General features: G+C 67.1%; 21 protein-coding genes and 1 pseudogene. 7 read left to right on the forward strand and 15 right to left on the reverse strand.

Going from position 1 to position 25,928, the window contains the following annotated elements; all coding sequences use genetic code 11:
* Position 1 precedes the first annotated feature (1 nt).
* From ACYSM9_RS03665 to ACYSM9_RS03685, 5 genes are read right to left on the reverse strand one after another with little or no spacing between them, the layout of a single operon-like run.
* Positions 2-1,300, reverse strand: a complete 1,299-nt coding sequence (locus tag ACYSM9_RS03665) for a hypothetical protein (RefSeq protein WP_461855645.1) — start codon at positions 1,298-1,300, stop codon at positions 2-4.
* A gap of 28 nt (positions 1,301-1,328) precedes the next feature.
* Positions 1,329-2,030: a hypothetical protein gene (locus ACYSM9_RS03670; protein WP_461855646.1), complete on the reverse strand. Its 702-nt coding sequence runs from the start codon at positions 2,028-2,030 to the stop codon at positions 1,329-1,331.
* Positions 2,031-2,070: 40 nt separating this feature from the next.
* The gene (locus ACYSM9_RS03675) at positions 2,071-3,321 is read right to left on the reverse strand and encodes a hypothetical protein (protein WP_461855647.1); all 1,251 of its coding nucleotides are present in this window, start codon (positions 3,319-3,321) and stop codon (positions 2,071-2,073) included.
* Entirely contained in the window at positions 3,311-5,569 is a 2,259-nt protein-coding gene (locus ACYSM9_RS03680) for a hypothetical protein (RefSeq protein WP_461855648.1), read from the reverse strand. Before ACYSM9_RS03680 ends, ACYSM9_RS03675 begins: the two co-directional genes overlap by 11 nt.
* 56 nt (positions 5,570-5,625) lie before the next feature.
* Positions 5,626-5,829: a hypothetical protein gene (locus tag ACYSM9_RS03685; protein ID WP_461855649.1), complete on the reverse strand. Its 204-nt coding sequence runs from the start codon at positions 5,827-5,829 to the stop codon at positions 5,626-5,628.
* Between the two features lie 129 nt (positions 5,830-5,958).
* Between ACYSM9_RS03685 and ACYSM9_RS03690 the strand changes: the two genes are divergently transcribed.
* Entirely contained in the window at positions 5,959-6,786 is an 828-nt protein-coding gene (locus tag ACYSM9_RS03690; protein ID WP_461855650.1) for an AfsR/SARP family transcriptional regulator, read from the forward strand.
* Here the strand turns inward: ACYSM9_RS03690 and ACYSM9_RS03695 are convergent.
* Both ACYSM9_RS03695 and ACYSM9_RS03700 read right to left on the reverse strand, forming a co-directional pair.
* Positions 6,761-8,137 carry a UDP-glucose dehydrogenase family protein gene (locus tag ACYSM9_RS03695; RefSeq protein WP_461855651.1) on the reverse strand — a complete coding sequence of 459 codons (1,377 nt, stop codon included), beginning with the start codon at positions 8,135-8,137 and terminating at the stop codon, positions 6,761-6,763. The two genes, ACYSM9_RS03690 and ACYSM9_RS03695, sit on opposite strands and share 26 nt — an antisense overlap.
* Positions 8,134-9,291 (reverse strand): glycosyltransferase family 4 protein, encoded by a 1,158-nt coding sequence (locus ACYSM9_RS03700; protein ID WP_461855652.1) that lies wholly within the window; start codon positions 9,289-9,291, stop codon positions 8,134-8,136. The genes ACYSM9_RS03695 and ACYSM9_RS03700 overlap by 4 nt, the downstream gene beginning before the upstream one ends.
* A gap of 258 nt (positions 9,292-9,549) precedes the next feature.
* Between ACYSM9_RS03700 and ACYSM9_RS03705 the strand changes: the two genes are divergently transcribed.
* Both ACYSM9_RS03705 and ACYSM9_RS03710 read left to right on the forward strand, forming a co-directional pair.
* Positions 9,550-10,407 carry a PRC and DUF2382 domain-containing protein gene (locus ACYSM9_RS03705; RefSeq protein WP_461855654.1) on the forward strand — a complete coding sequence of 286 codons (858 nt, stop codon included), beginning with the start codon at positions 9,550-9,552 and terminating at the stop codon, positions 10,405-10,407.
* Positions 10,408-10,867: 460 nt separating this feature from the next.
* Complete coding sequence (locus ACYSM9_RS03710) at positions 10,868-12,184, forward strand: cell division protein PerM (protein WP_461855655.1); 1,317 nt, start codon at positions 10,868-10,870, stop codon at positions 12,182-12,184.
* A gap of 17 nt (positions 12,185-12,201) precedes the next feature.
* On the opposite strand, the gene ACYSM9_RS03715 is transcribed toward ACYSM9_RS03710, so the two are convergent.
* Positions 12,202-12,633: a hypothetical protein gene (locus ACYSM9_RS03715; RefSeq protein ID WP_461855656.1), complete on the reverse strand. Its 432-nt coding sequence runs from the start codon at positions 12,631-12,633 to the stop codon at positions 12,202-12,204.
* Positions 12,634-12,672: 39 nt separating this feature from the next.
* On the opposite strand from ACYSM9_RS03715, the gene purN reads away from it, so the two are divergent.
* Positions 12,673-13,254 (forward strand): phosphoribosylglycinamide formyltransferase, encoded by a 582-nt coding sequence (purN, locus tag ACYSM9_RS03720; protein WP_461855657.1) that lies wholly within the window; start codon positions 12,673-12,675, stop codon positions 13,252-13,254.
* Between the two features lie 120 nt (positions 13,255-13,374).
* Positions 13,375-14,322: an endonuclease domain-containing protein gene (locus tag ACYSM9_RS03725; protein WP_461855658.1), complete on the forward strand. Its 948-nt coding sequence runs from the start codon at positions 13,375-13,377 to the stop codon at positions 14,320-14,322.
* 45 nt (positions 14,323-14,367) lie between these two features.
* On the opposite strand, the gene ACYSM9_RS03730 is transcribed toward ACYSM9_RS03725, so the two are convergent.
* Together ACYSM9_RS03730 and ACYSM9_RS03735 are read right to left on the reverse strand one after the other, a co-directional pair.
* A complete protein-coding gene (locus tag ACYSM9_RS03730; RefSeq protein ID WP_461855659.1) occupies positions 14,368-15,543 on the reverse strand; it encodes an exodeoxyribonuclease VII large subunit in 1,176 nt (391 codons plus the stop codon).
* A gap of 419 nt (positions 15,544-15,962) precedes the next feature.
* Positions 15,963-17,315 (reverse strand): MFS transporter, encoded by a 1,353-nt coding sequence (locus ACYSM9_RS03735; protein ID WP_461855660.1) that lies wholly within the window; start codon positions 17,313-17,315, stop codon positions 15,963-15,965.
* 142 nt (positions 17,316-17,457) lie between these two features.
* On the opposite strand from ACYSM9_RS03735, the gene purH reads away from it, so the two are divergent.
* Positions 17,458-19,143 carry a bifunctional phosphoribosylaminoimidazolecarboxamide formyltransferase/IMP cyclohydrolase gene (purH, locus tag ACYSM9_RS03740; protein WP_461855661.1) on the forward strand — a complete coding sequence of 562 codons (1,686 nt, stop codon included), beginning with the start codon at positions 17,458-17,460 and terminating at the stop codon, positions 19,141-19,143.
* Positions 19,144-19,231: 88 nt separating this feature from the next.
* Here the strand turns inward: purH and ACYSM9_RS03745 are convergent, their stop codons facing one another.
* Together ACYSM9_RS03745 and ACYSM9_RS03750 are read right to left on the reverse strand one after the other, a co-directional pair.
* Complete coding sequence (locus ACYSM9_RS03745) at positions 19,232-19,465, reverse strand: hypothetical protein (RefSeq protein WP_461855662.1); 234 nt, start codon at positions 19,463-19,465, stop codon at positions 19,232-19,234.
* The gene (locus ACYSM9_RS03750) at positions 19,449-20,417 is read right to left on the reverse strand and encodes a trypsin-like serine peptidase (protein ID WP_461855663.1); all 969 of its coding nucleotides are present in this window, start codon (positions 20,415-20,417) and stop codon (positions 19,449-19,451) included. Before ACYSM9_RS03750 ends, ACYSM9_RS03745 begins: the two co-directional genes overlap by 17 nt.
* A gap of 323 nt (positions 20,418-20,740) precedes the next feature.
* On the opposite strand from ACYSM9_RS03750, the gene ACYSM9_RS03755 reads away from it, so the two are divergent.
* Complete coding sequence (locus ACYSM9_RS03755; RefSeq protein ID WP_461855664.1) at positions 20,741-22,960, forward strand: NADP-dependent isocitrate dehydrogenase; 2,220 nt, start codon at positions 20,741-20,743, stop codon at positions 22,958-22,960.
* Between the two features lie 117 nt (positions 22,961-23,077).
* Here the strand turns inward: ACYSM9_RS03755 and ACYSM9_RS03760 are convergent, their stop codons facing one another.
* The 3 genes and pseudogenes from ACYSM9_RS03760 to ACYSM9_RS03770 all read right to left on the reverse strand — a co-directional run.
* Positions 23,078-23,569 (reverse strand): hypothetical protein, encoded by a 492-nt coding sequence (locus ACYSM9_RS03760; protein WP_461855665.1) that lies wholly within the window; start codon positions 23,567-23,569, stop codon positions 23,078-23,080.
* The gene (locus tag ACYSM9_RS03765; protein WP_461855666.1) at positions 23,566-24,804 is read right to left on the reverse strand and encodes a serine/threonine-protein kinase; all 1,239 of its coding nucleotides are present in this window, start codon (positions 24,802-24,804) and stop codon (positions 23,566-23,568) included. The genes ACYSM9_RS03760 and ACYSM9_RS03765 overlap by 4 nt, the downstream gene beginning before the upstream one ends.
* A gap of 286 nt (positions 24,805-25,090) precedes the next feature.
* Positions 25,091-25,928, reverse strand: a pseudogene (locus tag ACYSM9_RS03770) (hypothetical protein); the annotation flags it as partial.

The following is a 25,928-nucleotide window of genomic DNA, read 5'->3' on the forward strand; positions in this document are numbered from 1 at the left end:
CCTAGACCCTGGCCTGGGTGCCGTTGCTGGACGGCGGGGCGAAGACTGGCGCGGCGGCCGTCGGCGTCGGTTCCGGCAGCCGCAGCGGCTGGGCCGGGCGTTTGGTGTCCGGGCTGACGGACACCACGGTGGGATCCTTGATCCGGGTGCCCGTGGCGGACTGCCACAGGTCGATGATGCGGATCATCGCGTCGGCGATCACGGGGTTCATGACACCGTTGGAGTGGTACAGCATCTCCGCGTCCGCCTCGTCGTTAAAGGCACCGTTCTCGATGAACCACATCAGGGGCGAGAGCAGCCCTGCGAGCTCGAACAGCTCCCGGCTCTCGCGCGGCGGGTTGATGCCCACGCGGGCGCCGATCGCTGCCAGCCGGTCCGCCGGGTTTCCATTAACCCCGGCCTCGGCCTTGAGGTCCTTCACCACGGAGGTCTCGTATTCCACGGTCAGGTGGAACCAGCTGAGCATGGTCACGTACGCGAATTCCTCCTGCGCCAGCATTCCGCCCCGGCGGCGCATGGTGAGCATCTCGGACAGCGACTGGCAGAGGTAGGCGATGTAGCTGCGGTCGGTGGCGTTCGGGCCGCCGGAGTTCCGGTCGTTGAGGATGCCCTGCCACACCTGCCGGAGCATCTCTTCCCAGATGTCGAAGAACCGCGAGTTGGTGCCGGCGCCGACGTCCTTCTTCCATGGTTGGCCCTCCAGCGGGGCGCCCAGCGGCGGGTGGGAAAGGTCCCTGCCGAACATCCGCCAGTACGCGTTCCGGCGGTTCACCCGGGCGTCGGGGCGCAGCTGGCTGCTGACGCCGAGGATGTGGAACGCGGGCGGGTCGCGGAAGAACAGTTCCTCAGTATTGCGGGCCCAGACCAGCGTGGCGATCGACGGCGGGGCGAGCGTTTCGCCCACCTTGTAGCGCCGGACCACTTCGCCCAGGATTTCCACCAGGCCGGTGTTTTCCAGCAGGAACGCGTAGATAAAGTGGTCCCAGGGCAGCGCCGTGGTGGTGCCCAGCAGCGGCGGGACCTTGTAGCCGGGCGGGACGGCGGTGCCCTGGCTGATCGCGCTGGGCAGCTCGGTCAACAGTCCGGGCGGCATCTTCAACCCGTTGATCACCGCCTGGTTGCCGGTGGGCGCGGTCAGCGGTGTGGGCAGGTACTTGACCAGGCCGTTGACGGCGAACACTTCTTCCAGCCACCGGCTGAGCTGGACGGGACTGTGGGCAAACACCACGTCCGGGCTGGGCGTGGCCGCCGGGTTCACCAGGGTCGGGTCGACAACCAGCCGGGCTAGGGTACGGAACATTGTGAGGCCTCCAAATGCTTGCTGAATTTCAGCCCCGGTAGGGGATTCCGATGGCGATGGGTTGGTCGTGCGAATCGAGCAGCTCCACGGCCTGCACCTGGTCCGAGGCGATTTCCAGGCTGTTGTCCACCAGGTTCTCCACCCGGTCCCCGCCCGTGGTTCCGTCCAGGAACCGCACCAGGACGGTCTCCGCCATGGGCGGCAGCGCGGCAACGAACCGCATCAGGTAGCGCGTGCGGCCACGGTCGTCCACCCGTTCAATCTCCGGGGCGGGGATGAGGGAATAATCGCGGTCGGCGCCGGTGCGTTTCCTGCTCCCCAGCACGTTGCTCAGGGCGTGGAACTGCAGCCCCAGGCGCAGCTGCCCGGGCCGTGCACTGCCGGGGGCCGGGCTGTAGTGCTCCCGGTGCCGTGACCCGGCCTGCTTGTCGATCCGGTCCAGCAGCATGGCGTCGCTGGCCTGCCGTGCCCGCTGTTCCTCCACCACCTGCCGGACCAGGACGTAGTCAGCCTCGCGCAGGGCTGCCTGCTCGGCGAAAAGGCCCCGCTGCTCCGCCAGCACTTCCCCGACGATGCGCGACATTTGTTCCCCCAGGGCCGTGGCGACGGCCAGGGTCAGGTCGGCGGCGTCCGCCTGGCCCGTTTTACCGGCGGCTGTTCCGCCGTTGCCTGTCTTGGACGCCGAACCCCGGGCGGCCGCCCGGGCCGCGCCCGTCTCCTCCTGTGCCATGACGATCGTCCTTTCCTTGCTGCTGATCTCTTGGGGGTGGTCAGGCTGCGGCGGCCATGGCGCCGCCGATCCTTCGGAGCCAAAGTTCGACGCCGTCGTCGGACCCTGTGGGTGTCTCGCCGTTGAGCACGGTCCAGGCCAGCACGCGCATCGCCTCCAGGCGCTGCAGGTAGCTGGAGGTATAGAGGGACGCGCCTGCCCGTTCGGCCAGGCGGGCGAGTTCCGCGGGCGCCACCTTCCGCGGGTCCGCGATCGATGCCAGCGGCACGCCGCCGAAGGCGCGCATGGGGGTGCGGGTGCACGCGTCCACGAGCGCAGGCAGCTGCGCAAGGCTGGCCCGGCTGATTTCCTGGACGTCCCGGGGAGCCCGCCCGAGTGGGTTGCGGACCATCCAGGTCCGGGCGATGGCGTCCCACGGCCCCGGACCGAACCAGGACCGGCACAGCCCGGCATTGAAGAGCACCCGCACCCAGCCGAACGGGTGCGGGTCGCCCAGGGGCATGCGGAACACCTTGCTGCTGGGGCCGTCCACCACCGTGGCCAGGGCGGGCAGCGGTGCATAGCCCAGCAGAACGAAGGCGTACACGTCGGCGGCGACCTCACTGGCCCAGCCCCTCCAGCTTTCTGCGGCCAGGACGGACACGGGAGCCAGCCGCTCGTACAGCGCCGCTCCAAGTTCGGCCGTCCAGCCCGTCATGTGGGCCACCTGGTGGCCGGTCTCGTGGATCAGCGAGGTGGGCCGCCACAGGTTGTGCCGGGTGATCTTGATGGCAGCGACGGGGGAAATCGACGCGTCCCACAGCCGGGCGCCGGCGCGGAGGATGGAGGCGCCGATGCCTTTGTCCAGGTAGGTCAGGACCGGGGGCGTGGTCAGTCCCAGCGGCCGGAGGACCCGGTCCATGCTGTCCACCGCCAGCGCGTCCAAGCCCCGCAGCACGCCGCCCAGGCGTGGGCTGGTGCGGGTGTTGACGGCGTCGCCGTAAAAGTCAAGGACGGTTTCCACCTGTTCGTAGCGGCGGCGCAGCCGCAGCATGTCGGCGCGGACAGCGGCGAGGTCCGCGGGGCCGGACGCGGTGGCCAGCCGGGCATTAAGGACCCCCGCCTCGGCGGCGACCTCGGTGGCCAGGGCACGCAGGCTGGAGCGGATCCCCAGGCCCATGTAGCTTTCCAGGGCCTGCCACGCGGCCGCCGAGGCCAGGACTTCCAGGTCCGTCAGTGCGGTGCCGGCACGGTGCCAGTGCCGCACCTCAAGGAACAGGGAGTCCTTCTCAGCGGCAAAGTCATTGGCCATGGGACTTCCATCCTGCGTGCACGGCCACTTCCGGCGGCTGCACTGTTCCATGCAGGCTGTCCCGTGTGAGGTCGTGGAAGGTGAAGGAGAGGGTGACGCCGCTGGCGGTGTCGGCGACGGCGGCAGCCAGCTGCGCCGCCCGCTGGGCCAGGAACCTGGACAGTGCCGCGGCCAGCGCCCGGACCACGGCGTCGGCCGGTGCGGCGGCGTCGGCGGGGCCCCTGGCCAGTCCATGGCGCACCATCCTCGTCGCCAGGATGTATCCCAACCGGGGCTGATACAGCTGGCGCAGGGCCGCGAGCACCGAGGGCAAGTCACGCCGGGCCGAGGGGGAGGGCGGCTGCAGGAGCGCCAGGACCTGCTGCGCCTGCCGCTCCGAGAGACGCAGCTGGACGGTCAGGCGCCGCCGCGACGGCTCCATCACCACGTGCAGCCGGCGGGCCAGCCGTTTCCCGCGGGGTATCCGGGCCAGTGCCGAGGCCCTGATGCGGAAGTACCGTCGCCCCACCTCAGGCCGTGCCCTGCCAAAGACCCTCCCCGGACCCTGTGCGGCACCGGCGTTGCGTCCGAGTCCGGGCTCGCGCAGCAGCAGCCCGGCGATATCCGGCGTAAGGAGCTGGAAGTCGCTGCTTTCGGCTGGGAGCGCCTCATCGGTTGACTCGTCCTGGGTCAGGTGCCCGAACTGCGTTCCCGGGATCGCCTCATACAGGTCCACCTCGGCCTCCACGGGCCACCGGCGCACGCCGCGGTCCAGCAGATGCCCTTCCAGGGTGCCGCCGTCGGACCAGCGGATGGCGCGGGCGGCCTGCCGGGTGATGGGGACGGCGAACACGCGGGTGTACTTGCGGAAGCGGTACCGGGGCTTGGCGGTGCGCGGCATCAGGACCCAGACGCCGCCTTCGCCGGCTGTTTCGCGTTCCGGGAGGTCCTGGTGCAGGACCCGGTCCGGCAGGTAGGCGGCCGCCGCTTCCACGAAGGCTTCCTGCACCGCCGAGGCCAGCTGCAGCTGGTCCTCGAAGACGGCTTCGGGCAGTTCCAGGAGCCGCAGCGCGGCCCCCTCCACGGTGGACGCCACCGCCTCGGCGGCCAGTTCCCGGTCCGAGCCTGCCCCGGTTTCGAAACCAAAGACCTTCAGGCCCAGGTCCGCGACGGGCGTGGCCAGCATCCGGGCCGGCCCTTCGCCGATCAGCCCCTTGGCAAGGTTGGCCAGGATGTCGGCGATGAACTTCACCACACGCTGCCGGCCGATGATCGAGATGCCCAGTTTGATGAGCGGCTGGACGGCCATGACGGCGGGCAGGAACTGTTCGATCTCGGCGGACGGGCTGCTGCCGTCCGGCAGGGCCGCGAGCCGTTCGGTGAACTTTGCGCGCGCGGTGTCGAGGGCTGCCACGGAGTCGCCTGACTCATACTCCTGCGGCTGCAGGAAATTCTCCCCGAGTTCCTCCTCCGCCTCCGGGGCGTACAGCAGCGAGGTGACTTCCAGCTCGAAGAGTTCGGCCACGCCTTCGGCGGAGGCGTGGTCCTCGGCCTCGGCTTCCGCGACGCCGAGCTTCGCGGCGAGTTGGCGGGCAAGGGGCCGGACACTGGCCGGCAGCCGGTTCATGGCGGCGCTGATGACGCGCTTGAGCAGGGGCCGGACCAGGCCTTTGAGCTTGCCCAGCAGCAGGTTCACGGGGAGCACCTTGCCAACGGCGGCGATGCCCTTTTTGACCAGCCCGACGGCGCCGCTCACCAGCTTCTTTCCGGCCCGCAGGAGGCCGCCCAGGAAGTTTTCGTAGCCGGGGAGGGCGTAAGGGGCTTCGTTGCCGGCGGCCTCCAGCAGCTGTTCGAACTCCTGCGCCGGCATGCCGTAGATGTCCGGCCCCACCAGCCGCTCGGCGAAGCCGTCGAGGGCGCGTTCCGCGGCGGCCGCCACCGGTTCGATCCAGTCCTCCAGGGAGGCACGCGCGTCCGCTTCCGCGGGCAGCGAGGACCAGTTCCGCTGCTCGGCGAGCTGGTGTGCGGCTGCGTCGTCGATCAGCTGGTCCAGGGAATCAATGAAGTCTTCGTCCTCCAGCTCGGCGAAGAATGCGGCCGCGTCCCCCCGTTCCGGGGTGAAGGCCTCGGCGATGAAGCGGGCGGGGAAGGGCGAGTTCAGGGTTGCCTCTGGCGCTTCGGCCTGGAAATTGGCCGCTGCGGCGGGAGGTTCGGCCAGGGACAGGCCGGAGAAGAGTGCCTCGCTGGTGAAGCCGGACTGCACGTCCATGACAGCCTCCTTACAGGATGGGACTCCAGAGTGAAGGGGTGGCGTATGTTCCACCGTCAATCGTCTGTAGTAATTTCCGCCGCGGTGTCGGAACCCGGCGGCTGGAGCTCGGAAATCAGTATTTCCAGGAGCGCGGCCAGGTTCGCAGTGCCCAAAACGACCCAATTCCGGCGCGTCCCGTCGGTGGTCAAAACCCGGATAATCAACCCTTGTGGGTTACGCCAGGCCCGCAGTACGATCACGGAGTATTCGGCAGTCATGGCGGAAATGATCCCCAGGAATGCCTTACCGGGCATCAACATTGCGTAGTGATGTTGATCATCGCCACGAATAATTCGTGGCAGGTCTCAGTTGCTTGTCTGCGTCTGACGTGAACGTGGGGTCCTTCAATGACGTCTGCACCCTCCCGCCCGGCACCGGGCACCGTTCTCCAGCCAAGGCTCTTCCTCCTTAACGGTTTTTCACTGTTCCTGGGGGAGGACCGTGTCCGGCTTCCGCTGCACGCCCAGCGGGTCCTGGCGTTCCTTGCGCTGGCCCGGCAGGACGGCCTCAAGTGTTCCCGCGATGCGGTGGTGGGCAGGCTGTGGGCCGACTCCACCATGGACCATGCCCATGGCAGCCTCCGCACGGCGCTGTGGCGGATCAGGTCGGCGCACGCGGAACTTGTCTCCGCAGGCCGGAATGAACTGGCGCTCGGTGCTGACGTGTCGGTGGACGTCCAGGAATGCCGGAACCAGGCCGGCCGGCTGCTGTCGCAGGCGGCGGAGCTTGCCGCCGCGGACATCAACAGCTCCCCGCTGACCGGCGAACTCCTCCCGGCCTGGGACGAGGACTGGCTCCTCGTGGAGCGCGAGCGGCTGCGCCAGCTCCAGCTCCATGCGCTCGAAGCGCTCGCGGTCAGGCTGCGGAAGCTCGGCCGTTACCCGGAAGCCATCGACGCCGCCCTCCGGGCCAAGGCCATCGAGCCGCTGCGCGAGTCGGTCCACGCGGTCCTGATTGACGTCTGCCTGGACGAGGGAAACATCGCTGCGGCCCACGAATACCTGCGCCAGTACCGGACCCTGCTGGACGCTGAGCTGGGGCTCCGGCCGTCCCCGCAGATCCTGGCCCGCTTCCGCCGGCCTGCCCTGGGGCACCACCTGCAAGTCCTGCCCGTCAGCCAGGCAGCCCCAATCAGCCAGGCAGCCCCGATCAGCCAGCCGGCGCCGGCGCTGTGAGCTGCAATGCGCCGCCACAGGTTCCGAGGCCGCGCACCACCCAGCCTTCACCCTGCCAGGCGGGCGCGTCCAGGACGTTGCGGGCGTCCAGCACCACCCGGCGCCGGACCAGCGACCCGGCAACGGCGGGGCACAGCCTGCGGTACTCGTCCCACTCCGTCAGGATCAGGACCAGTTCGGCGCCTTCCAGTGCACGCGTCGTGGAGGTCTCGAAGCGGAGGCGCGGGTAGCGCCGCCAGGCGTGGTTCACCGCCTTGGGGTCCGTCACGGTCACGTGCGCCCCGGCGGCAGCGAGCCGGTCGGCAACGTCCAGCGCGGGCGAGTCACGGATGTCATCGGTTTCGGGTTTGAACGAGGCGCCGAGCACGGTGAGGGAACGCCCCGCCAGTGTGCCGCCGCACAGGTCCGCCGCCAGGGCGACCGTGCGCTGCCGCTGGCCCAGGTTCACGGAATCCACCAGGCCCATCCAGTCCTCCACGGCGGGTACGCCAAGGGCGGCGGCCTGGGTGCGGAAGCTGCGGATGTCCTTGGGCAGGCAGCCGCCGCCAAAGCCCAGGCCGGCATGCAGGTAGCGGCTGCCGATCCTCGGGTCCAGCCCCATCGCTTCACTGAGTTCGGCCACGTCGGCGCCCGCGGCGTCGCACAGTTCGGCGACCGCATTGATGAAGCTGACCTTGGTGGCCAGGTACGCGTTTGCCGCCGACTTGATCAGTTCGGCCGTGGCGAAGTTGCAGACCAGCCGCGGGATTCCGGCGGCCAGCAGGGGTTCGTAGACAGCGTCCAGGACTGCCGTCACGCCCCGCGGCGCGCCCGTGGCGGGGTTGAAGGCGGCGGCCCGTCCGCCGTTGACGCCGTACACCAGCCGGTCCGGCACCAGCGAATCCTTGACCGCGGTGCCTTGCCGCAGGAACTCGGGGTTCCAGCCCAGCAGCACGTCCGGCCGCGCGGCCAGGACGCCGCCGAGCATGTCCACGGTGCCAACGGGCACCGTGGACTTACCCACGACGACGGCGCCCGCGGCCAGGTGCGGCAGCAGGGCAACCGCGGCGGAGACCAGGAAGGTGAGGTCGGCGGCGTCGGACGTCTTGTCCTGCGGGGTGCCCACGCAGAGGAAGTGAACCTGGGCGCCCGCGGCGTCAGCGGCGTCGGTGGAGAACCGCAGCCTGCCCGTGGCCAGGCCGTGCTGCAGGAGTTCATCCAGCCCTGGTTCGTGGAACGGTGCGGCGCCGGAGGCCAGTTGCTCCACCTTATGGGGGTCGACGTCGATGCCCACCACGGTGTGCCCCATGGATGCCAGGGTGGCGGCGTGGACCGCGCCGAGGTAGCCGCAGCCGATGACGGAAATGATCACAGCGTTGCTCCCTTGGTGTTGCTTTGGTGTGCCGGCACCGCTCCGCCGGAGATGACCTCGTCGTAGTGGCGGACCAGTTCGCCGCAGAGGGCCGGCCAGGTCCTGTCCTGGACCGAGGCGTGTGCAGCGGCCGCAAAAGCCCGGCGCTTGGCGTCGTCGCCCACCAGGTCCTGCACCCTCGACCGCATGCCGGCAAGGTCCCCGGGTTCATACAGCCAGCCGGTCCGCGAATTCTCCACCAGGTCCAGGGGGCCGCCGCGGCCGGTGGCCACCACGGGAACGCCCGATGCCATGGCCTCCTGGATGGTCTGGCAAAAGGTCTCGAACTCGCCCGGGTGGACGAACAGGTCGAAAGACGCCACCGCCCGGGCCAGCTCGTCACCTCCCAGGAACCCCGTGAAGACGGCGTCCGGGAGGGCCTCCGCCAGGGCGCCGCGCTGGGGTCCGTCGCCCACCACCACCAGCCGTGTGTCCGGCAGCCCCGCGAGGGCGGCAAGGTCTTCCACCTGTTTCTCCACGGCGAGCCTGCCCACATAGCCGATGATCCGCTGCCCGCCGGGAGCCACCCCGGCCCGCCAGCCGTCGTCGCGCTTGTCCGGAGAAAACCGCGCCGTGTCCACCCCACGCCTCCACATCCTGACCCGCGGGATGCCCCGGCCACGCAACTGGTTCAGCGCGAACGTGGAGGGCACCAGGGTGCGGGTGGCCAGCAGGTGGATGTTCTCCACGCGGTTCCAGGCCCAGTTCTCCAGGAAGGGCACCCCGTACCTGGCGGCGTAGCTGGGGACCTCGGTCTGGTAGACGGCCACGGTGGGGATGCCCAGCTGGTGGGCGGCCTGCGCCGCCCGCCAGCCCAGGACGAACGGTGAAGCAAGGTGGACGACATCCGGTGCGTAGTCGGCAAGGATTCTCTTGACCCGGTACACACCGCCCATCGCCACCCGGACATTCGTGTACCCCGCCAGCGGGACGGCCGGAAGCCGGTGGATCTGTGCGCCGTTGACGTGCCCCGGCGCGTCGCCGTCGTGGGCGGACGGGGCGATGACCAGGACATCGTCGCCCCGGTCCTGGAGGTGGTCCAGCACCCTCAGGATGGAGTGCGTGACTCCGTTCATCAGCGGCAGGAATGATTCGGCAACAATCGCGATCCTCACCCCTCAACCGTGGGCGCCGTCCTTGACATGGCGGGGGAGAAAGCGTGACCCGAAGGGAAAGGCTGGGTGAACAGCTGTTCCGGGGGTTTCAAAAAAATTACTAAGTAGGCTTGGCATCTGATGCTAAGCATGCTTACGGTAGTGGTGCAGCCAGCGCAGAGCCTCAAGCAGCCGGGGCGGAAGCCGGACGCCGGGAAACCTCCGTCCGTGCCATCCATTGCTGGCAGACCCAGTGCAAAGACAGATCCAAGGAGAGTCATGCTCAACAGGGAAAATCTTGAAGACCTGCTCAACCGCGGCGGCCACGTTGTCGGATCCGACGGCGCGAAGATCGGTTCGATCGGGCAGCTGTACGCCGACGACGACACCGGCGAGCCCACATGGGTCACGGTCAAGACGGGCCTCTTTGGCACCTCCGAGTCTTTCGTGCCGGTGGAAGGGGCACACCACCAGGGTGAGGACCTCGTGGTTCCGTACACCAAGGAACACGTCAAGGATGCTCCCCGGGTTGATGCCGACGGACACCTCACACCCGAGGAAGAGGACCGCCTGTACACCTACTACGACCGCGGTGCCCGGACCTACACCGAGGCGCAGACCGGCACCGAGCGGGACGTCGACCTGCAGGGCGACGCCGACCTCAACGCCGGTACTCCGACGGCGGGCCTGGGCGCGGGCCGGGACACCTACGACCGTGATGAGGCTGTAGGCGGAACCGTCGGCCACGACACCTCCGGCCCCACTACCGATGACGCCATGACGCGTTCCGAGGAGCGGCTGCACGTTGGCAAGGAACGCGAAACCACCGGCCGGGCACGGCTCCGGAAGTCCGTCACCACCGAGAACGTCACCAGGACCATCCCGGTGGAACGCGAGGAAGTCCGCGTAGAACGTGAACCGATCACCGATGCGAACCGCGGTGAGGCCCTCAGGGGGCCGGACATCAGCGAAGAGGAACACGAGGTGGTCCTCCACGAGGAACGCCCGGTCGTCGAAAAGGAAGCCGTTCCGGTGGAACGGGTCCGGCTGGACAAGGACGTCGTCCGCGACGACGTTACGGTCAACGAAGAGGTCCGCAAGGAAAACATCGAAACGGACGGCGACGCCCGCCGCTGATCCGGCACAGTAGCCCCAACGCGCCCTGCGGGGCGGAACGGCGCCGGGAGTCCCCTCGGGATTCCCGGCGCCGCTGTGCTGTGCCATTGTGCCGTGCGTCATTGAGCCCTGCGTCAAGGGGTTCGCCGTGCCGGCACAAAAATGCTGGTGCAGCCGCGGCTACAGCGGCGGCTGCACCAGCCAGTAGGACGAATATCTTCAGAACTTACGGTTCATCTCTCATTCGCGGCTCCTGTTTTCCCGGTTTACGGTGGCCGGGTCCGTTGCTGGCCTTCCCCGAATGCGGCGGCCAGCAGAGATCACAATTCACCCACTGCGGGGCGGGGATAGTCCAGATACCAATTTTACGGCCGGGCCCTGGAAAAAGCGCCGGCATGCTCCGCACTGATTGTGCATCGGTATCCGTGGGGAGCCTGTCGTTCGCAGGCCGGAAGCGCCCGCCGTGACACCATGGAAGGCGATGAAACTGCGCGCTGATCAGACCGGAGACCGTGGCCTTCCAATGCCCTTGTGGCTGCAGGGCGCCCTTGAGACTGCGCAGGCGGCCATCATTTCCGCGCTGGTGGTGGTGGCGCCGGTCGTTGCGGTGTGGGCCACTGCCGGATTCCGGAACAGCCAGTTCGAGGTCCTCGCCCGCCTGGCCGGCCAGTCCTGGCTGTTGGTCCACGGTGTGCCGCTGGAGCTTGCCGGAGCAGGGCCGGCGTCGGCTTCCCACGGCGGCACCGATCTCCTCAGCCTGATTCCCCTCGGCCTGACGCTGATCCCGTTCCTCCTGGCCTGGCGTGCCGGCCGGCGGCTGGCGCGGGCTTCCTACACGGACCAGTTGTGGCAGGCGCTGCTCGGGTCGTGGGCGGTGTACGCCGCGTTCGGTGCCGCCACCGCTTTTGTCTGCCGGACCGCGGACGTCGGCATCAACCTGGCGTATGCCATGCTGGTCCCGCTGATCCCGTACGGGCTGGGCATGGTGGTTGGCGCCCGCAGGGAGGCTGGTTCCTGGAGCCGGCTCATCGGCGTGGACGCGGTGGACTGGATCTCGCGCACCAGCCAGCACTCACGCTGGGCCGGTTCGTATTTCGCATCGGCCGCGAAGGCCGGATTCGTGGCCGTGGTTTCCGCGCTGGCCCTGGCCGCGGTGCTGCTGGCTGTTGACCTGTTCATCCACTGGAACCTGGTGGTGGCAGTCTATGAAGCGCTCGACGCCGGCCCGGTGGGAGGTGCCGCCCTCACCATTGCCCAGCTTGGGTTCCTGCCCAACCTTGTGGTGTTTGCCCTGGCGTGGACGTCCGGCGCGGGGTTTGCCATGGGGGCAGGCTCCCAGGTGGGTCCGCTGGGCACGGCCGTGGGGCCGCTGCCGTCCGTCCCGGTGCTGGCGGCCATTCCTTCCGGGGCCCTGGACTACGCCTTCGTGGCACTGATCGTGCCCGTGCTGGCCGGAGTCTTTGCCGGCTGGTGGTTCCTGCGGGAAGGCGAAAACCACTTCGACGAGTGGCTCGCCATCAAGGTCCGCGCGCGCTGGTTCACGGCCACCGTGTCCACCCTGGTCCTCGGCGCCCTGGTAGGGGTGGCGGCTGGTCTGCTGGTCATCTGCCTGGCCTGGGTGGCCAGGGGATCGGCCGGTATCGGCCGACTGACGGACATTGGACCCGACCCGCTGTGGATGGCCCTGTGGGTGGCAGCCGAGGTGGGGGCCGGCGTCGTGATTGGCTACGCGGCGGGGCCGTGGCTGGAACGCGAGAACGCTGGGGCCGCACCGCAGGATGTGGAGCTGGTCCGTTAGGAGCAGCTCCGCAGGGGCTACGGCACCCTGGCGGGGAGTACGTCCTGGAACTGCACCATGCACGCGTGGGTGGCGCGGTCGGTCAGGGCCCGGCCCACGCAGGCCTGGTACTCGCGCACCTGGTCAAAAAACACCAAGGTGCTGACGATCAGCAGGACCATGACGGCGGCCACCACCAGGCCGGAGATGGTGCCGAACAGCACCAGCTTGGATTCCTTTAGCCTGACGGCCCTGGCCAGCAGGACCACGCCGAGGACAATGCCGGCGCCGGCCAGGACCGTGGTCAGCCACAGGTAGTTGACGTCCAGCTGGTACACGAAAAACGCGCCGATCACGGAGACGACGAACATCCGGAACAAGGTGTGCGTCTTGGCCAGGGAAGCTTTGGCCGCCTCGCTCAGCTGCGGCGGCGCCTGCTGCTGGCCGCCCCGCCCCGGTGTGCTGTTCATGTTTTCCAGCGTACGCGAGCGTGCACCTAAGCTGGACCAATGCGTATCGTCGTCCTCGTTTCCGGAACCGGCTCCAACCTCCAGGCCGTCATCGACGCCGTCAAGGCGGGCCAGCTCGACGTCGACATCGCGGCGGTGGGCGCGGACCGCGAAGGCACGTTCGGCGTCGAACGTTCCGCTGCTGCCGGCATCCCCACCTTCGTCGTGGACTTCAAGGCCTATCCCGACCGGGCCGACTGGAACGCGGCGCTGATCGAAGCCGTGGCCGCCTACAAGCCTGACGTGGTGGTTTCCTCCGGCTTCATGCGGATCGTCAGCCCGGAGTTCATCGATGCGTTCAACGGCCGGTACCTGAACACGCACCCCGCGCTGCTCCCCGCGTTCCCCGGAGCCCACGGCGTGCGGGACGCCCTGGCCTACGGGGTGAAGGTGACCGGCTGCACTGTCCACTGGGCCGACGCCGGGGTGGACACCGGGCCCATCATCGCCCAGGAGGCAGTGGCCATCGAGGACGCCGACACCGAGGAAACCCTGCACGAGCGCATCAAGGTGGTGGAACGCCGGCTCCTGGTGTCCACCCTGGCCGCCCTCGCCGCCGACCCATCCTCCCCACCCAACTGACTCGCAGTTGTTGTCGTTTTGAGCACCCAGAACGACAACAACTGCCAGTCAGATGTCCCAGGCCGTTCCCGGCCTGTGGATAACGCCATTTGGGCATCCTAAATTTGCAACGATGTTGCCGTGAAGACCCCGAGTCCGCTCCCAGCCCATCTCCTGAGCCTGCCGTTTACCTTTCGCGAAGCGGTCGACGCCGGCATAAGCCTCAGGAGACTGCGTCACCACGCGCTATCCGCACCCAGCCGCGGCATCAGGATTCCGGATTTGGCCGCCCTGGCAGGTCCGGAGGACACACCCAGGCCGGAGGTTGTACGGCCGTTCACTACGATTACGGAATTCTCCGCTGCGTCGCATGCCACTGCATTCAGGTTCTGGCAATTTCCGGCTTATTTGCCCGGTGAAAATGACCCTCGTATCCATATTTCCCGCCCTGACACAATGGCGATACCGCGACGCAAGGGCGTCATTGGTCATGTGGGGCAGTTCTTCGATGACGAGGTTGTCTGCGTGGATGGGCTGCTGGTGACGAGCAGGCCACGTACCTGGCTGGACAACGCGAGAAGGATGAGCGTTGAGGAATTAACCGTAGTGGCGGACCACCTTGTGAGGATACCGAGAGCTGCATTTGAGTCCCGACTGGAGCCGCACTGCAGCCTTGAGGAGTTGGCTCAGATGCTTGACCGGCACAAAGGCACGCCCGGCATCAGGAAGGCCCGTTTGGCGCTGGACCAGGCGCGCGTGGGTTCCGACTCTGCGCCCGAGACGCGCCTGAGGCTGGCTCTGGAGAATGCAGGCCTTCCAAAACCGCAATTAAACCTGCCGACGCAGCTGTGTGCCGGCGTCGTGCGTCAGCCGGACTTGAGCTACCCGGAACGCCGGGTTGCGGTGGAATACGACGGCGAATCGCATTCCATAGCGGGCCAGGTGGTCAAAGATATTGCCCGGGAGGAAGACTTCAACCGTGCAGGCTGGCTACTCGTCAGGATTTCCAGGCGACACATGGACAACGGTGCCAGGCATGCCGTCTCGAAAGTAAGGGCTGCGCTGCAAAGCAGGGGCTGGTCACAGTGAGAAGCAGTGCCCAGCGGAGTCACCGGCAGCGCGCCAGATTCCAAGTTAAAGCGGCATGTGGTGTCGGAGCTTCCGGAGCTTCCGAACGGTACGGACTCTCTTCACGGCGACTCGCCAGGAATCCACATCTCTGGGCGGATGCTTCATGCGGGATGCCGACGGCAGCCCGGTGGTGTTTCGTGCTCGCCGTTGCCATACGAGCAGCCAAACGCCAGTCGCAATTGTCGTCAAAACGTATAGCCAGTTTTGAAGCGCATTTGGACTGAATTGAAGAAGCCTCAAAACTTCATCATCGAACGCCACCAGCGCAATGACCGCTAGGAGAATCACCACCGATACCGCATGTGAAATGAATCTGACGCGGGCCTCCGCGGTTTCCAAAAGATCCTGCGTGTGAAGCCTAAACGCCAGATGTAATCCGGCGACAGCTTCCATCTGATCCCTTCGCGCCCTGCCTTCGGCCTCCCAAGCGGCCGTGCACTTCTGTTCGAGGTCCTTGACTTTGGCTTCCTGGAGGCCGATGAAAGCTCTCCTGGCTGCAAGTTCTGCCTCCCGGCGCTCTTGTGCGACTGCGTTGCGCGCATCCCTCTTCCGCTGCCACCGGTCGAGGTCCAGAACGTTATCGATCGCTTCAGCCGCGGCTGTCGGCGTGGTGAAGGACAGCATGGCGGCCCGATCGGCCAATGAGATGTTGGCGTCATGCCCCACAGCCGTTGCGACAGGGACCGGCGACCTCTGGATTGCCAGGGCTAAGTCCGCACGTTGGTAGCCGCGGAGCCTGCTCCAATGCCCGCCACCCTGAACCAAAAGGACCAGATCCAGATCCAGACGCCCGGCCTCTTGAAGGTGCGCGTCGAATGCACCTATGTGCGAACCGGCGGTCCAGGAAAGGGAACGGTAAATGACCTCCGGAGTGGATCGTGAGCTATGAGACAGCCGGCGCTTCAGATCTCCAATTCCTTGCGCATTGGCAGGGCCCAGAACCATAATCCGTTCTGGCTTGAAACCAATATCTTGAAATGCCTTCTTGGGATTGTCATGGACAAATCGATTGCTGAGGCGACGGCTATCAACACCCGCCGTGCGAAGCGAAGCGATTGCCCTTTTGTGCTCAAGATAGAGTTCGCCGCGGCGGGCGAAGCCAGGTTCGATGTCGCTAACCCTTAGTCCGACCGTACCTTCGGAGTTGAACCACAGCGTCCCTCTAATGGTGAGCACCATTCCTTCCAACATTGCTTGTTCCAATGAAGAACCACTGATCCTGAGCCTCGCATCAAGCCTCTGAGCTGCGTCTGCCCAGACGACGCATGGCAGGTACTCCACCCCTTTTGGAGAGACGGATACGAGGTCAAAATTCCACCTGTTTTCTGACGTGCGTGGAGCTACGCATTCACCCTGCACAGCCAGGTCAACCCCTCGAACCCGATCACTTACCCAGCCACGGACTTCGCTGACAGACCTTTGAGTTGAACTTGGTTCTCGTGGCGTCTGGTACGGACTCATGCGGCTTCCCCCTTGGCTTGGCCGGGATCGGTCTCCGGCGTTCGTGCCGGAGTTTAGCGGCAGCCTCGGACACCCACGAGTCAAGCATCCAGTCGTTGGGAGGAAGAACCGGAGAAGCGGGTCCGGGCAGCGGCGTCCTACTCGAGGCGGCGCTGCCGGGTTTCGGGGGAGAAGAACGCCATCCAGACGACGGCCGCCAGCACCAGGGCCCCTGCCAGGGCGAAGGACGTGGCCAGCCCCAGCTCCGGCCAGAAGTAGTTGGCGAAGATGAGCGGACCGAACCCGGCCCCCAGCCGCGAGAACGTGGACGCCCAGCCGAATCCGGTGCCCCGCAGCTCCGTGGGATAAAGCTCGGACACGTACGCATAGAGCACGGGAATGGCCACCTGCACCACGAATCCGAAAACGAGCAGCCAGAACACTGCCGCCGTCGGGATGTCCACCACGATCGCTACGATCACCAGCGTCAGCGCGGACAGCGGGCCGGTGATGGCCAGGATCCATTTGCGGCCCACTCGCTCCACCAGCAGGGCTGCCACCACGACGCCCAGGAAGCCGACGGCGGCCATGGACGCGGTGGTCACGAACGCCTTGTATTCGGCGAACCCGGCTCCAATCAGGATCCGCGGCATCCACGTCAGGGACAGGTAGTACACCAGCAGGATGCTGAAGAAGAGTGACCAGGCGGCAGCGGTGATCTTCCAGTTGAACTGCCAAACCGAGCGCAGTTGCGTCCAGGCGCTGCCCGCCGAAAGCCGCGGCACATGCCTGGCGTCCGGCAGGCTGTAGGCGCGTGGCTCAGCACCGGTGGCGGCCACCAGCCCGTCGATGATCCGGGCCGCTTCCTCGCGCCGGCCCTTGCGGATCAGGAACAGCGGCGATTCCGGGACGCTGCGCCGGACCCAGAAGACCAGCAGCGCCGGCAGCACCATGACCAGCATGGTCAGCCGCCAGTCACCGTACAGGGCCACCAGCCCGGCGGAGACGAATCCTGCCAGGGCGGCGCCGATGGGCCACCAGCCGTCCATCGCCGTCAGCACTCTTCCGCGCTGCTTCCGGGGCGTGAACTCGCCCACCAGGGCGTAGTCCACCGGGATGCAGCCACCCAGCCCGAAGCCGGCCATGAACCGGAAGACGCAGAACCAGGCAAAGTCCGGGGCGAACGCACCCAGCACCGTGAACAGGGAGAACAGCAGCAGCGTGGCAGTGAACGCCTTCTTGCGCCCCACGGTATCCGCGATGGTGCCCCAGACAAAGGCGCCCAGCGCCATGCCGATCAGGTTAGCGGTGCCCACCCAGGCCGCATCGCCGGGAGTCAGCGCCCAGTGCTTGGACAGCAGCGGGATCAGGATGCCGTTAAGGGTCACATCCCACGCATCGAACATGAACCCCAGGCCCCCGACCAGGAAGATCCTGCCCTGGACTTTCCACCGCCAGGGCAGTTCCTGGACCACCTGTTCGCCGCTGGGCACAGTGGTGTAAGTATTCATCGCCGCCTCCTCCTCAAAACTCTAGCCCGGTCCCCGGTGTTCACACTCGGGCGGACACGCCTGCCGAAGCTGCGCTTCGCGATAAACTGGCCGTATCCCCACCAACCGCGGCACTGGTCCGCGAGATAAGACGGAGACATTTGTGAGCTTCACGCAGCATGAGCGCGTATCCATTGACCGTGTACCCATCCGCCGGGCCCTGATCTCGGTTTACGACAAGACCGGCCTGGAGGAGCTCGCCAAGGGCCTGCACGAGGCGGGCGTGAAGCTGGTCTCCACCGGCTCCACGGCCAAGAAGATCGCCGCCGCGGGCATCCCCGTGCAGGAGGTCGAGGAAGTCACCGGTTCCCCGGAGATGCTGGACGGCCGCGTGAAGACGCTGCACCCGCGCGTCCACGGCGGCATCCTCGCCGACCGCCGCGTGCCGGCCCACATGGAAACCCTTGCCAGCATGGACATCGAGCCCTTTGACCTGGTGGTGGTGAACCTCTACCCGTTCGTGGAGACCGTCAGGTCCGGCGCCGCGCAGGATGACGTCGTCGAGCAGATCGACATCGGAGGCCCTGCCATGGTGCGCTCCGCAGCCAAGAACCACGCCGCCGTCGCCATCGTGGTGGACCCCACCTTCTACGGCCAGGTGGTTGAAGCCGCCGCCGCGGGTGGCTTCGATCTCAAGACCCGCCGCCGCCTCGCCGCGAAGGCCTTCGCCCACACCGCGTCCTACGACAACGCTGTTGCCACCTGGACCGCGAGCCAGTTCCTCGACGAGGACGGCGACGGCGTCATCGACTGGCCCGCCTACGCAGGCCTGTCCCTCGAGCGCTCCGAAGTGCTGCGCTACGGCGAGAACCCGCACCAGCAGGCCGCCCTCTACGTTGACAACGCCGCGCCCGTGGGCATCGCCCAGGCAGACCAGCTCCACGGCAAGGCCATGAGCTACAACAACTTCGTTGACGCCGACGCCGCCCTGCGCGCCGCCTTCGACTTCAGCGAGCCCGCCGTCGCCATCATCAAGCACGCCAACCCTTGCGGCGTGGCCGTCGGTTCCGCGGACGCCGCCGATCCCATCGCCGACGCCCACGCCAAGGCACACGCCTGCGACCCCGTCTCCGCTTTCGGCGGCGTCATCGCCGCCAACCGCCCCGTGACCGCGGGCATGGCGAACACCGTCAAGGACATCTTCACCGAGGTCGTCATCGCGCCCGGCTTCGAACCCGAGGCCGTGGAGATCCTCTCCAAGAAGAAGAACATCCGCCTCCTCGCCCTGCCCGAAGGCTACGGACGCTATCCCACGGAGTTCCGCCAGGTCTCCGGCGGCATGCTGGTCCAGGTCAGCGACAAGGTGGACGCCGACGGCGACAACCCCGCCAACTGGACCCTGGCAGCCGGTGAGGCTGCGGATGAGAAGACGCTCGCCGACCTCGCCTTCGCCTGGACCGCGTGCCGGGCCGCAAAGTCCAACGCCATCCTGCTCGCCGACAACGGCGCCGCAGTGGGCATCGGCATGGGCCAGGTCAACCGCCTCGACTCCTGCAAGCTGGCCGTGGAACGCGCCAACACGCTGGGCGTCCAGGTCGAGTCCGACGTCGACGGTGCCGGCGGTGCGTCCAACGCCAGCGGTGCCGGTGCGCCGCAGCGTGCCCAGGGTGCCGTGGCAGCCTCCGACGCGTTCTTCCCCTTCGCGGACGGACTGCAGATCCTTATCGACGCCGGCGTCCGCGCCGTCGTGCAGCCGGGCGGATCCGTCCGGGACGAGGAAGTCATCGCGGCAGCCAACGCTGCCGGCATCACGATGTACTTCACGGGAGCACGCCACTTCTTCCACTAGGAGGCTGCGCGAACGACGGCGCCCGCCCCCTGCGAAGGGGACGGGCGCCGTCGTCGTTTGCTTGGATGAGCCGTGGCCGGGACCGTGCCTAGCGTTCCGGACCGGGGGAGCCGGACCCTGGTTCGCCAGTGTCCGCGCCCCTCTGCTTGAGACGCGGACCCTCCGCCGGGAGCCGGAGCTCCCGGGGCTTGGCTTCTGCCATCCGTTCGTCCGTCCAGTACTCGAGGACCTCCTCGGGGGACTGGTCCAGGTCGATGTGGCTGACGTCGCCTTGGCTGGCCCCGCCCTGGTCGGGTGCCGGTTCCTTAGGCTGCGGCTGCACTGTTGTAGGTGGACTGGATGACAGATCCCCAGTACGGGCCGTACATCACGGCGGAGCGGTTGTAGCCGTAGCTGTTGATGGAGTTCTGAATGCCCCCGGAGCCGGTCCCGATGAACCACGGGCCGCCGGAGGAGCCGCCGGTCATGTCGCAGGGAATGCCCTGGCTGTTGAACTGCGGGTTGTTCGGGTCATTGGTTGCCGTGCCGGTGCAGCTCCAGAGCGACGTGCCGTCGAACGGTGAAGCCTGCGGGTATCCGTAGGCCGTGTACGTCAGTCCACGCGCCTGGTTGAAGGCAACGCCGGAGCCGCCCACAGCAGAGGTCAGGGTCTGGCTCTGCGTGTTCCGGTTCACGACGGCGAAGCCGGTGTCATAGGTCATATCTCCGTTGGAGACCCACTGGCTGGGGGCGTAGAGGGCTTTCGCGGCCCACTTGCCGTAGGGTGCGGCGCCGTTGTCGTAGGCGGGCACAAAAACGAAGTTGGTGACGTAGGCGCCGGGGCCCTCGTTGACGCAGTGTCCGGCCGTGGCCACGGTGCTGCCGTTCGTGGACGCCACAGCGTTCCCGGAGCACACGTAGTTCGTGGTTCCCATGGTGAAAAATACTTTGCCGATGTGGGAGACAGGGTTCTCGCTCTTGGCGATGGTCGGCTTGCCCTTGGTGGCCTTGGTGGTGCTGGGCTTGCCCTTCTCCACGACGTCGGTGCTGGAGCGGTTGCCGCGTTCCAGGGCCTTGGCGGCCAGGACATCGCCGGGAATGGCAGCCTGCATCCGCTCAGCCGTCCAGTAGTCTGCGGCCCCGGACGTATCAACTGTGATACCGGCAACCGAGGGGTTTGATTTGCCATCGGCCGGGGCCGGTGCGGCAGAGGCACCGCCCGCAGAGGTGAGTGCCAGCACGGCGGCTGCCGAGAAGGCCAGGAGGCCGGAGGCCAGAGACCTGGTGCGTGTCATTGTTGTCCTGTCTGAACGGGGTTGGGCCCGGGGTCGGGAGTGACGTAGCGAATTTATCGTCACATGACAAGTTTGTAAACAGTAGTGACGTATCATGTAGGGCTTTCCGCAATCCCGCACCAGCCTGAGGCAGCAAAATGACGCCGCCGCGACGCACCCTGCCATGTGCCGCCGTCGGGCATTTTCCATCGCTGTAATCCTGCTCTCACCCGGGTAATCCGGGCGTCCCGTTAAGGTTCAACCGGGCGTCCTCGGGTAAGTTGTACTTGGTGAAATAGACAAAGATTTCATAACCAAGCCGACCTTCAGGGAGACGCCCGCGCATGTCCAAGATCATCTACACCCACACCGACGAAGCGCCGATGCTGGCTACCTATTCGTTCCTGCCCATCATCGAGGCGTTCGCCTCGACCGCAGGTGTGGAGGTGGAGACCCGCGACATCTCGCTCGCCGGCCGCATCATTGCAGTATTCGGTGACTACCTCACCCCGGACCAGCAGATCGGTGACGCCCTTGCTGAACTCGGTGAGCTGGCAAAGACGCCTGAAGCCAACATCATCAAGCTGCCCAACATCAGCGCCTCCATCCCGCAGCTGAAGGCGGCCATTGCAGAGCTGCAGGGCCAGGGTTACGCGCTGCCTGACTACCCGGACAACCCCTCCTCCGACGAAGAGACCGCCATCCGCTCGCGCTACGACAAGATCAAGGGCTCCGCGGTGAACCCGGTCCTGCGTGAAGGCAACTCGGACCGCCGCGCCCCGCTGTCCGTGAAGAACTACGCGCGCCAGAACCCGCACTCCATGGGCGCCTGGACCGCCGATTCCAAGACCAACGTGGCCACCATGGGCCAGGACGACTTCCGCTCCAACGAGAAGTCCGTGGTCATCGACAATGACGGCACCATCGCCATCCAGCTCGTCCGCGAAGACGGCTCGGTCAAGGTCCTCAAGAAGGCCTTCCCCGTCCTGGCCGGCGAGGTCATCGACGGCACAGTCATGCGCGCCGCCGCGCTGGACGAGTTCCTGAAGGCCCAGGTGGCCCGTGCCAAGGAAGAAGGAGTGCTGTTCTCGGCACACCTGAAGGCCACCATGATGAAGGTGTCGGACCCCATCATCTTCGGCCACGTGGTGAAGGCCTACTTCTCCGAACTCTTCGACACCTACGGCAAGCAGCTCGCCGCCGCGGGCATCAGCCCCAACAACGGCCTTGCCGCCATCCTCAGCAGCCTCGAGGACCTCCCCGGAGACGTCCGCGACGGCGTGCAGAACCTGATCAAGAAGGGCCTCGAAGACGGCCCCGCCCTGGCCATGGTTGACTCCGACAAGGGCATCACCACCCTGAACGTCCCCAGCGACGTCATCGTCGACGCCTCGATGCCCGCCATGATCCGCAGCTCCGGCCACATGTGGGGCCCGGACGGCAAGGAGGCGGACACCCTGGCCGTGCTGCCGGACAGCTCCTACGCAGGCATCTACCAGGTGGTCATCGACGACTGCCGCGCCAACGGCGCCTACGACCCCACCACCATGGGCACCGTCCCCAACGTCGGCCTCATGGCGCAGGCAGCCGAGGAATACGGCAGCCACGACAAGACGTTCGAAATCCAGGAAGCCGGCACGGTGCAGGTCGTGGACGGCTCCGGCAACGTCCTGATCGAACACGAGGTTTCGGAGGGCGACATCTGGCGCGCCTGCCAGACCAAGGACGCCCCCATCCGCGACTGGGTCAAGCTGGCCGTCACCCGCGCCCGCGCCTCCCAGACCCCCGCCGTGTTCTGGCTGGACGAGGACCGCGCCCACGACGCCAACCTCATCGCCAAGGTCAACGAGTACCTGAAGGACCACGACACCGAGGGCCTGGATATCCAGATCACGTCCCCCGTCAAGGCCATCGCGTTCACCCTGGACCGCATCCGCAAGGGTGAGGACACGATCTCTGTCACGGGCAACGTGCTCCGCGACTACCTCACGGACCTGTTCCCCATCCTGGAACTGGGCACCAGCGCCAAGATGCTCTCCGTTGTCCCGCTGATGAACGGCGGCGGCCTGTTCGAAACCGGTGCCGGCGGCTCCGCCCCGAAGCACGTCCAGCAGCTGCTGAAGGAGAACCACCTGCGCTGGGACAGCCTGGGTGAATTCCTGGCCCTGGCCGTGAGCTTCGAGCACCTCGCCATCACCACCGGCAACGCCCGTGCGCAGGTCCTCGCCGACACCCTGGACCGCGCCACCGGCACGTTCCTGCTGGAGAACAAGTCCCCGAGCCGCCGCGCCGGCGAGCTGGACAACCGTGGCAGCCACTACTTCCTGGCCCGTTACTGGGCTGAGGAGCTGGCCAAGCAGACGGACGACGCCGACCTGGCCGCCGCGTTCAGCTCAGTCGCCAACGAGCTGTCCTCCAAGGAGGAGACGATTGTCGGCGAGCTGGCAGAGGTCCAGGGCTCGCCCGTTGACATCGGCGGCTACTACCACCCCGAGGACGCCAAGGCCTCGGCAGTGATGCGTCCCTCGGCCACGCTGAACAAGGTCATTGCGGGCCTGAGCTAACAAGGGTGCAGGGGCCGGCACCTGACTGGTGCGGCCCGGCACGAAAGAGGCGGTGCCCCGGAGATGTTCCGGAGCACCGCCTCTTTGTGGGCTGGACTTTCGGCGGCAATGTGCCGCTCAGTTTTTGCCCTTGCCCTTGTCGGCATTGTTCTTGCCTGCGTCCGCGCCGTTGGAGGCATTGCCTTGAGCGGGCGCCGGGGCCTGCTGGGCCGTGGTTTCCGGGGAGGGGCTTTGCGAGGCCGCCTGCTCCGCGGCCTTGCGGGCGTCCTCCGCTGCCTTGGCCTGTTGTGCGGCCAGCGCTTCGGTCAGGTCCGCCCGGACGGCCGTCGCCACGGTGGCGATGCTGCGCCGTCGTTCCTCGGAAACCCGGCCTTTCGCCTGGCCCGCTGAAAGGTCGGACTCAAGGCCATCCAGCGCCTTCAACGCGGTGGCGGGGTCGTTTTGGGACGATGCCTGGGTAACTTCCAGGACCCGCGCCTGAAGCTGGGTGGCAAGGTCCCTCTGCAGCCCGTTATTCGAGGCTGCGCAGCCGCCGAGGACAAGGGCTGAAAGCACCAGGGCAGTGCCGCCGCGAAAAAGCCTGGCAGTGCGGGGCAGTGCCAGGGTCACGGTTCCACGCTTTTTTGAAGTTCCTGCAGGTGGTCGCCCAGCACGCCGGTCACCGTGGGATAGGGGACGACGTCGGCGGGCGCCTGGGCAGAGAGAGTCATCATCACGGCGGCCACAGCAGCAGCCACCACCACGAGGGCCAGGACCAGGGCCAGCCAAAAACGCTTGGTCCGGGTTTGGGGGTGAAGATTCCGGGCCGGGGCATCCGGGGAGGGATTACCAGTGGCTGCGTCGTTGCCCGTTTCCATGCCGCCTGTCGCCTCTGCAGGGGCGGCTGCTACGCGCAGCTCATCCACGGATTCCTCTGCCGTGATCGAGGGCGGGTGGAAAGGCATGGCCGGCAGGACCCGGGTGGTCTCGGGGGCGAGTTCGCCCGGGGTCGACGCCGGCGAGACGAGCGCCTGCCGCAGCGCCGTCTCGATGTCGGCCGCGGTGGGACGCTCCAAGGGCTCGATGGCGGTCATGGAACGGATGAGGTCAGCCCACTCGGAGGGCACGTCCTCGGGGATCTCGGGGGCCCGGTGGAGCCGGGCAACAGCGGATTCCACGGGGCTGCCGGGGTATTCCACGATTCCCTTGATGCATTCGAGCAGCACCAGGCCCAGGGAGTAGATATCCGTGGCCGAGGACAGCGGCTTGCCGAGTGCCTGCTCCGGGCTGAGGTAGGCGGCGGTGCCCACCATGGTGCCAGTGGCCGTCAGGCGGGTGGAATCGACAATCCTGGCGATGCCAAAATCCGTGAGTTTGGGACGCAGGGGTTCGCCCGGACGGATCTGGACCAGCAGGATATTGCCGGGCTTGACGTCCCGGTGGATGATTCCAAGGCCGTGCACGTACGCCAGCGCGTCAGCAATGCCGGCGCCGATGACGGACAGCTCTTCCAGCGGGACCTGGCTGTGCCGGATCCGGCTGCGGAGATCCTGGCCTTCCACAAGTTCCATGGTGAGGAAGGGCCGGGGCTCATCCGGAATGCGGTCGTCAATGCCCGCATCAAACAGCGTGACCAGGCCCGGGTGGTTCAGGGTGGCAAGAAGCTGAATCTCCGCTTCCTGCCGCTTCAGTTCATCTGCGTCCGGAGCCTGCGGGGCGAACAGCTTCAACGCCACGTCCCGGCCCAGGTTTTCGTCCCGGGCGCAGTAGACCGAAGACATCCCGCCCCGGCCAATGACATCCCCCAGCCGATAACGTCCGCCGACCACTTCATTCTTGATGGAGCTAGGCGATTCCGCCACCATGACCGTTCCTCCCGGTGCGCCGCGGCACTGTCGTACCTCAAATTATACGGGCGGTGGAGTAACGCCGACGATTGGGGGTGTCCCGTATCCGTGGCACGCCGACGGCCCGGCGGCGAATCAAAGCTGGTCCGCCGCCGGACCATTGGCTACAAGGACATGTGTGCTGGACATGTTTTGTATGTTCTTTGGTGGATTCCGGGTAGGGGCCTCCTTCCGTCGTCAGTCCGCTGGATGCTGCCGCTTCAGGCGCATGTGCGCGGACCCTTGGATGATGCGTGGACGAACGCTAGGACATCCTGCGCCGGCGAAGCAGCAGGAGCCCGGCGATCAGGAGCAGCAGGGCCAGTGGCACCAGTGAGGCGTCCCAGCCGGTCTTGGCGAGGCCGGTAGTCGCAAGTGCCGTGTTGCCGTTGGCCGGGGTGCTCCGGGGCACATCAACGGTTGCGATGGCGCCCCCCACCGCCCTGGAACCGGCAGAAGCTGCCGGGAGGTCGCTGCCGTCCGTCATGCCGGCGGCTCCAGCAGAGCCGGTGGAGCTGTCACCGGGGCTGGCAGCTCCGGGATCAGTCGTGCCGGGGTCGACGGTGCCTGCGCCGCCGATGGTGCCATCGCCCGGAACGGAGGTTCCCGGATCAGTGGCGCCGGGATCAGTGCTGCCCGGGGTGCCGGTCCCGGAGACGCCGCCGAGCCCGAGGCCGAGGTCAACCGCTACGCCGGCACCGGCATCAAGGCCGTCCGTGCCGGCGGTGCCGGTGCCCAGGTCCGCCCCAAGATCCGCGGCCGCGTCGAGACCGCCTGCGGTGCCGTCGCCGATGATGCCGCTTACCGTCACGTCCAGCGCCGCGTCAACGGTGCTGCCGACGCCGGTGGTGTCGTCCGTGCCGTCGGTGCCGGTGGTACCGAGGCCGAGGCCAAGGTCGATGGCGGCGTCGGCGGTGGTGCCGTCCGTGGTGCCGGTGCCGTTGGTACCGAGGCCGAGGTCGATGGCGGCTGCGACGTCGGTGGTTCCGGTGGTTGCCGGGTCGGTGCCGGTGTCGGTGCCGAGGTTGACGGTGGCGTCGGCGGTGAGGTCGGCGGTGGTGCCGTCCGTGGTGCCGGTGCCGTTGGTACCGAGGCCGAGGTCG

The sequence above is a fragment of the Arthrobacter sp. C152 genome (assembly GCF_054890965.1).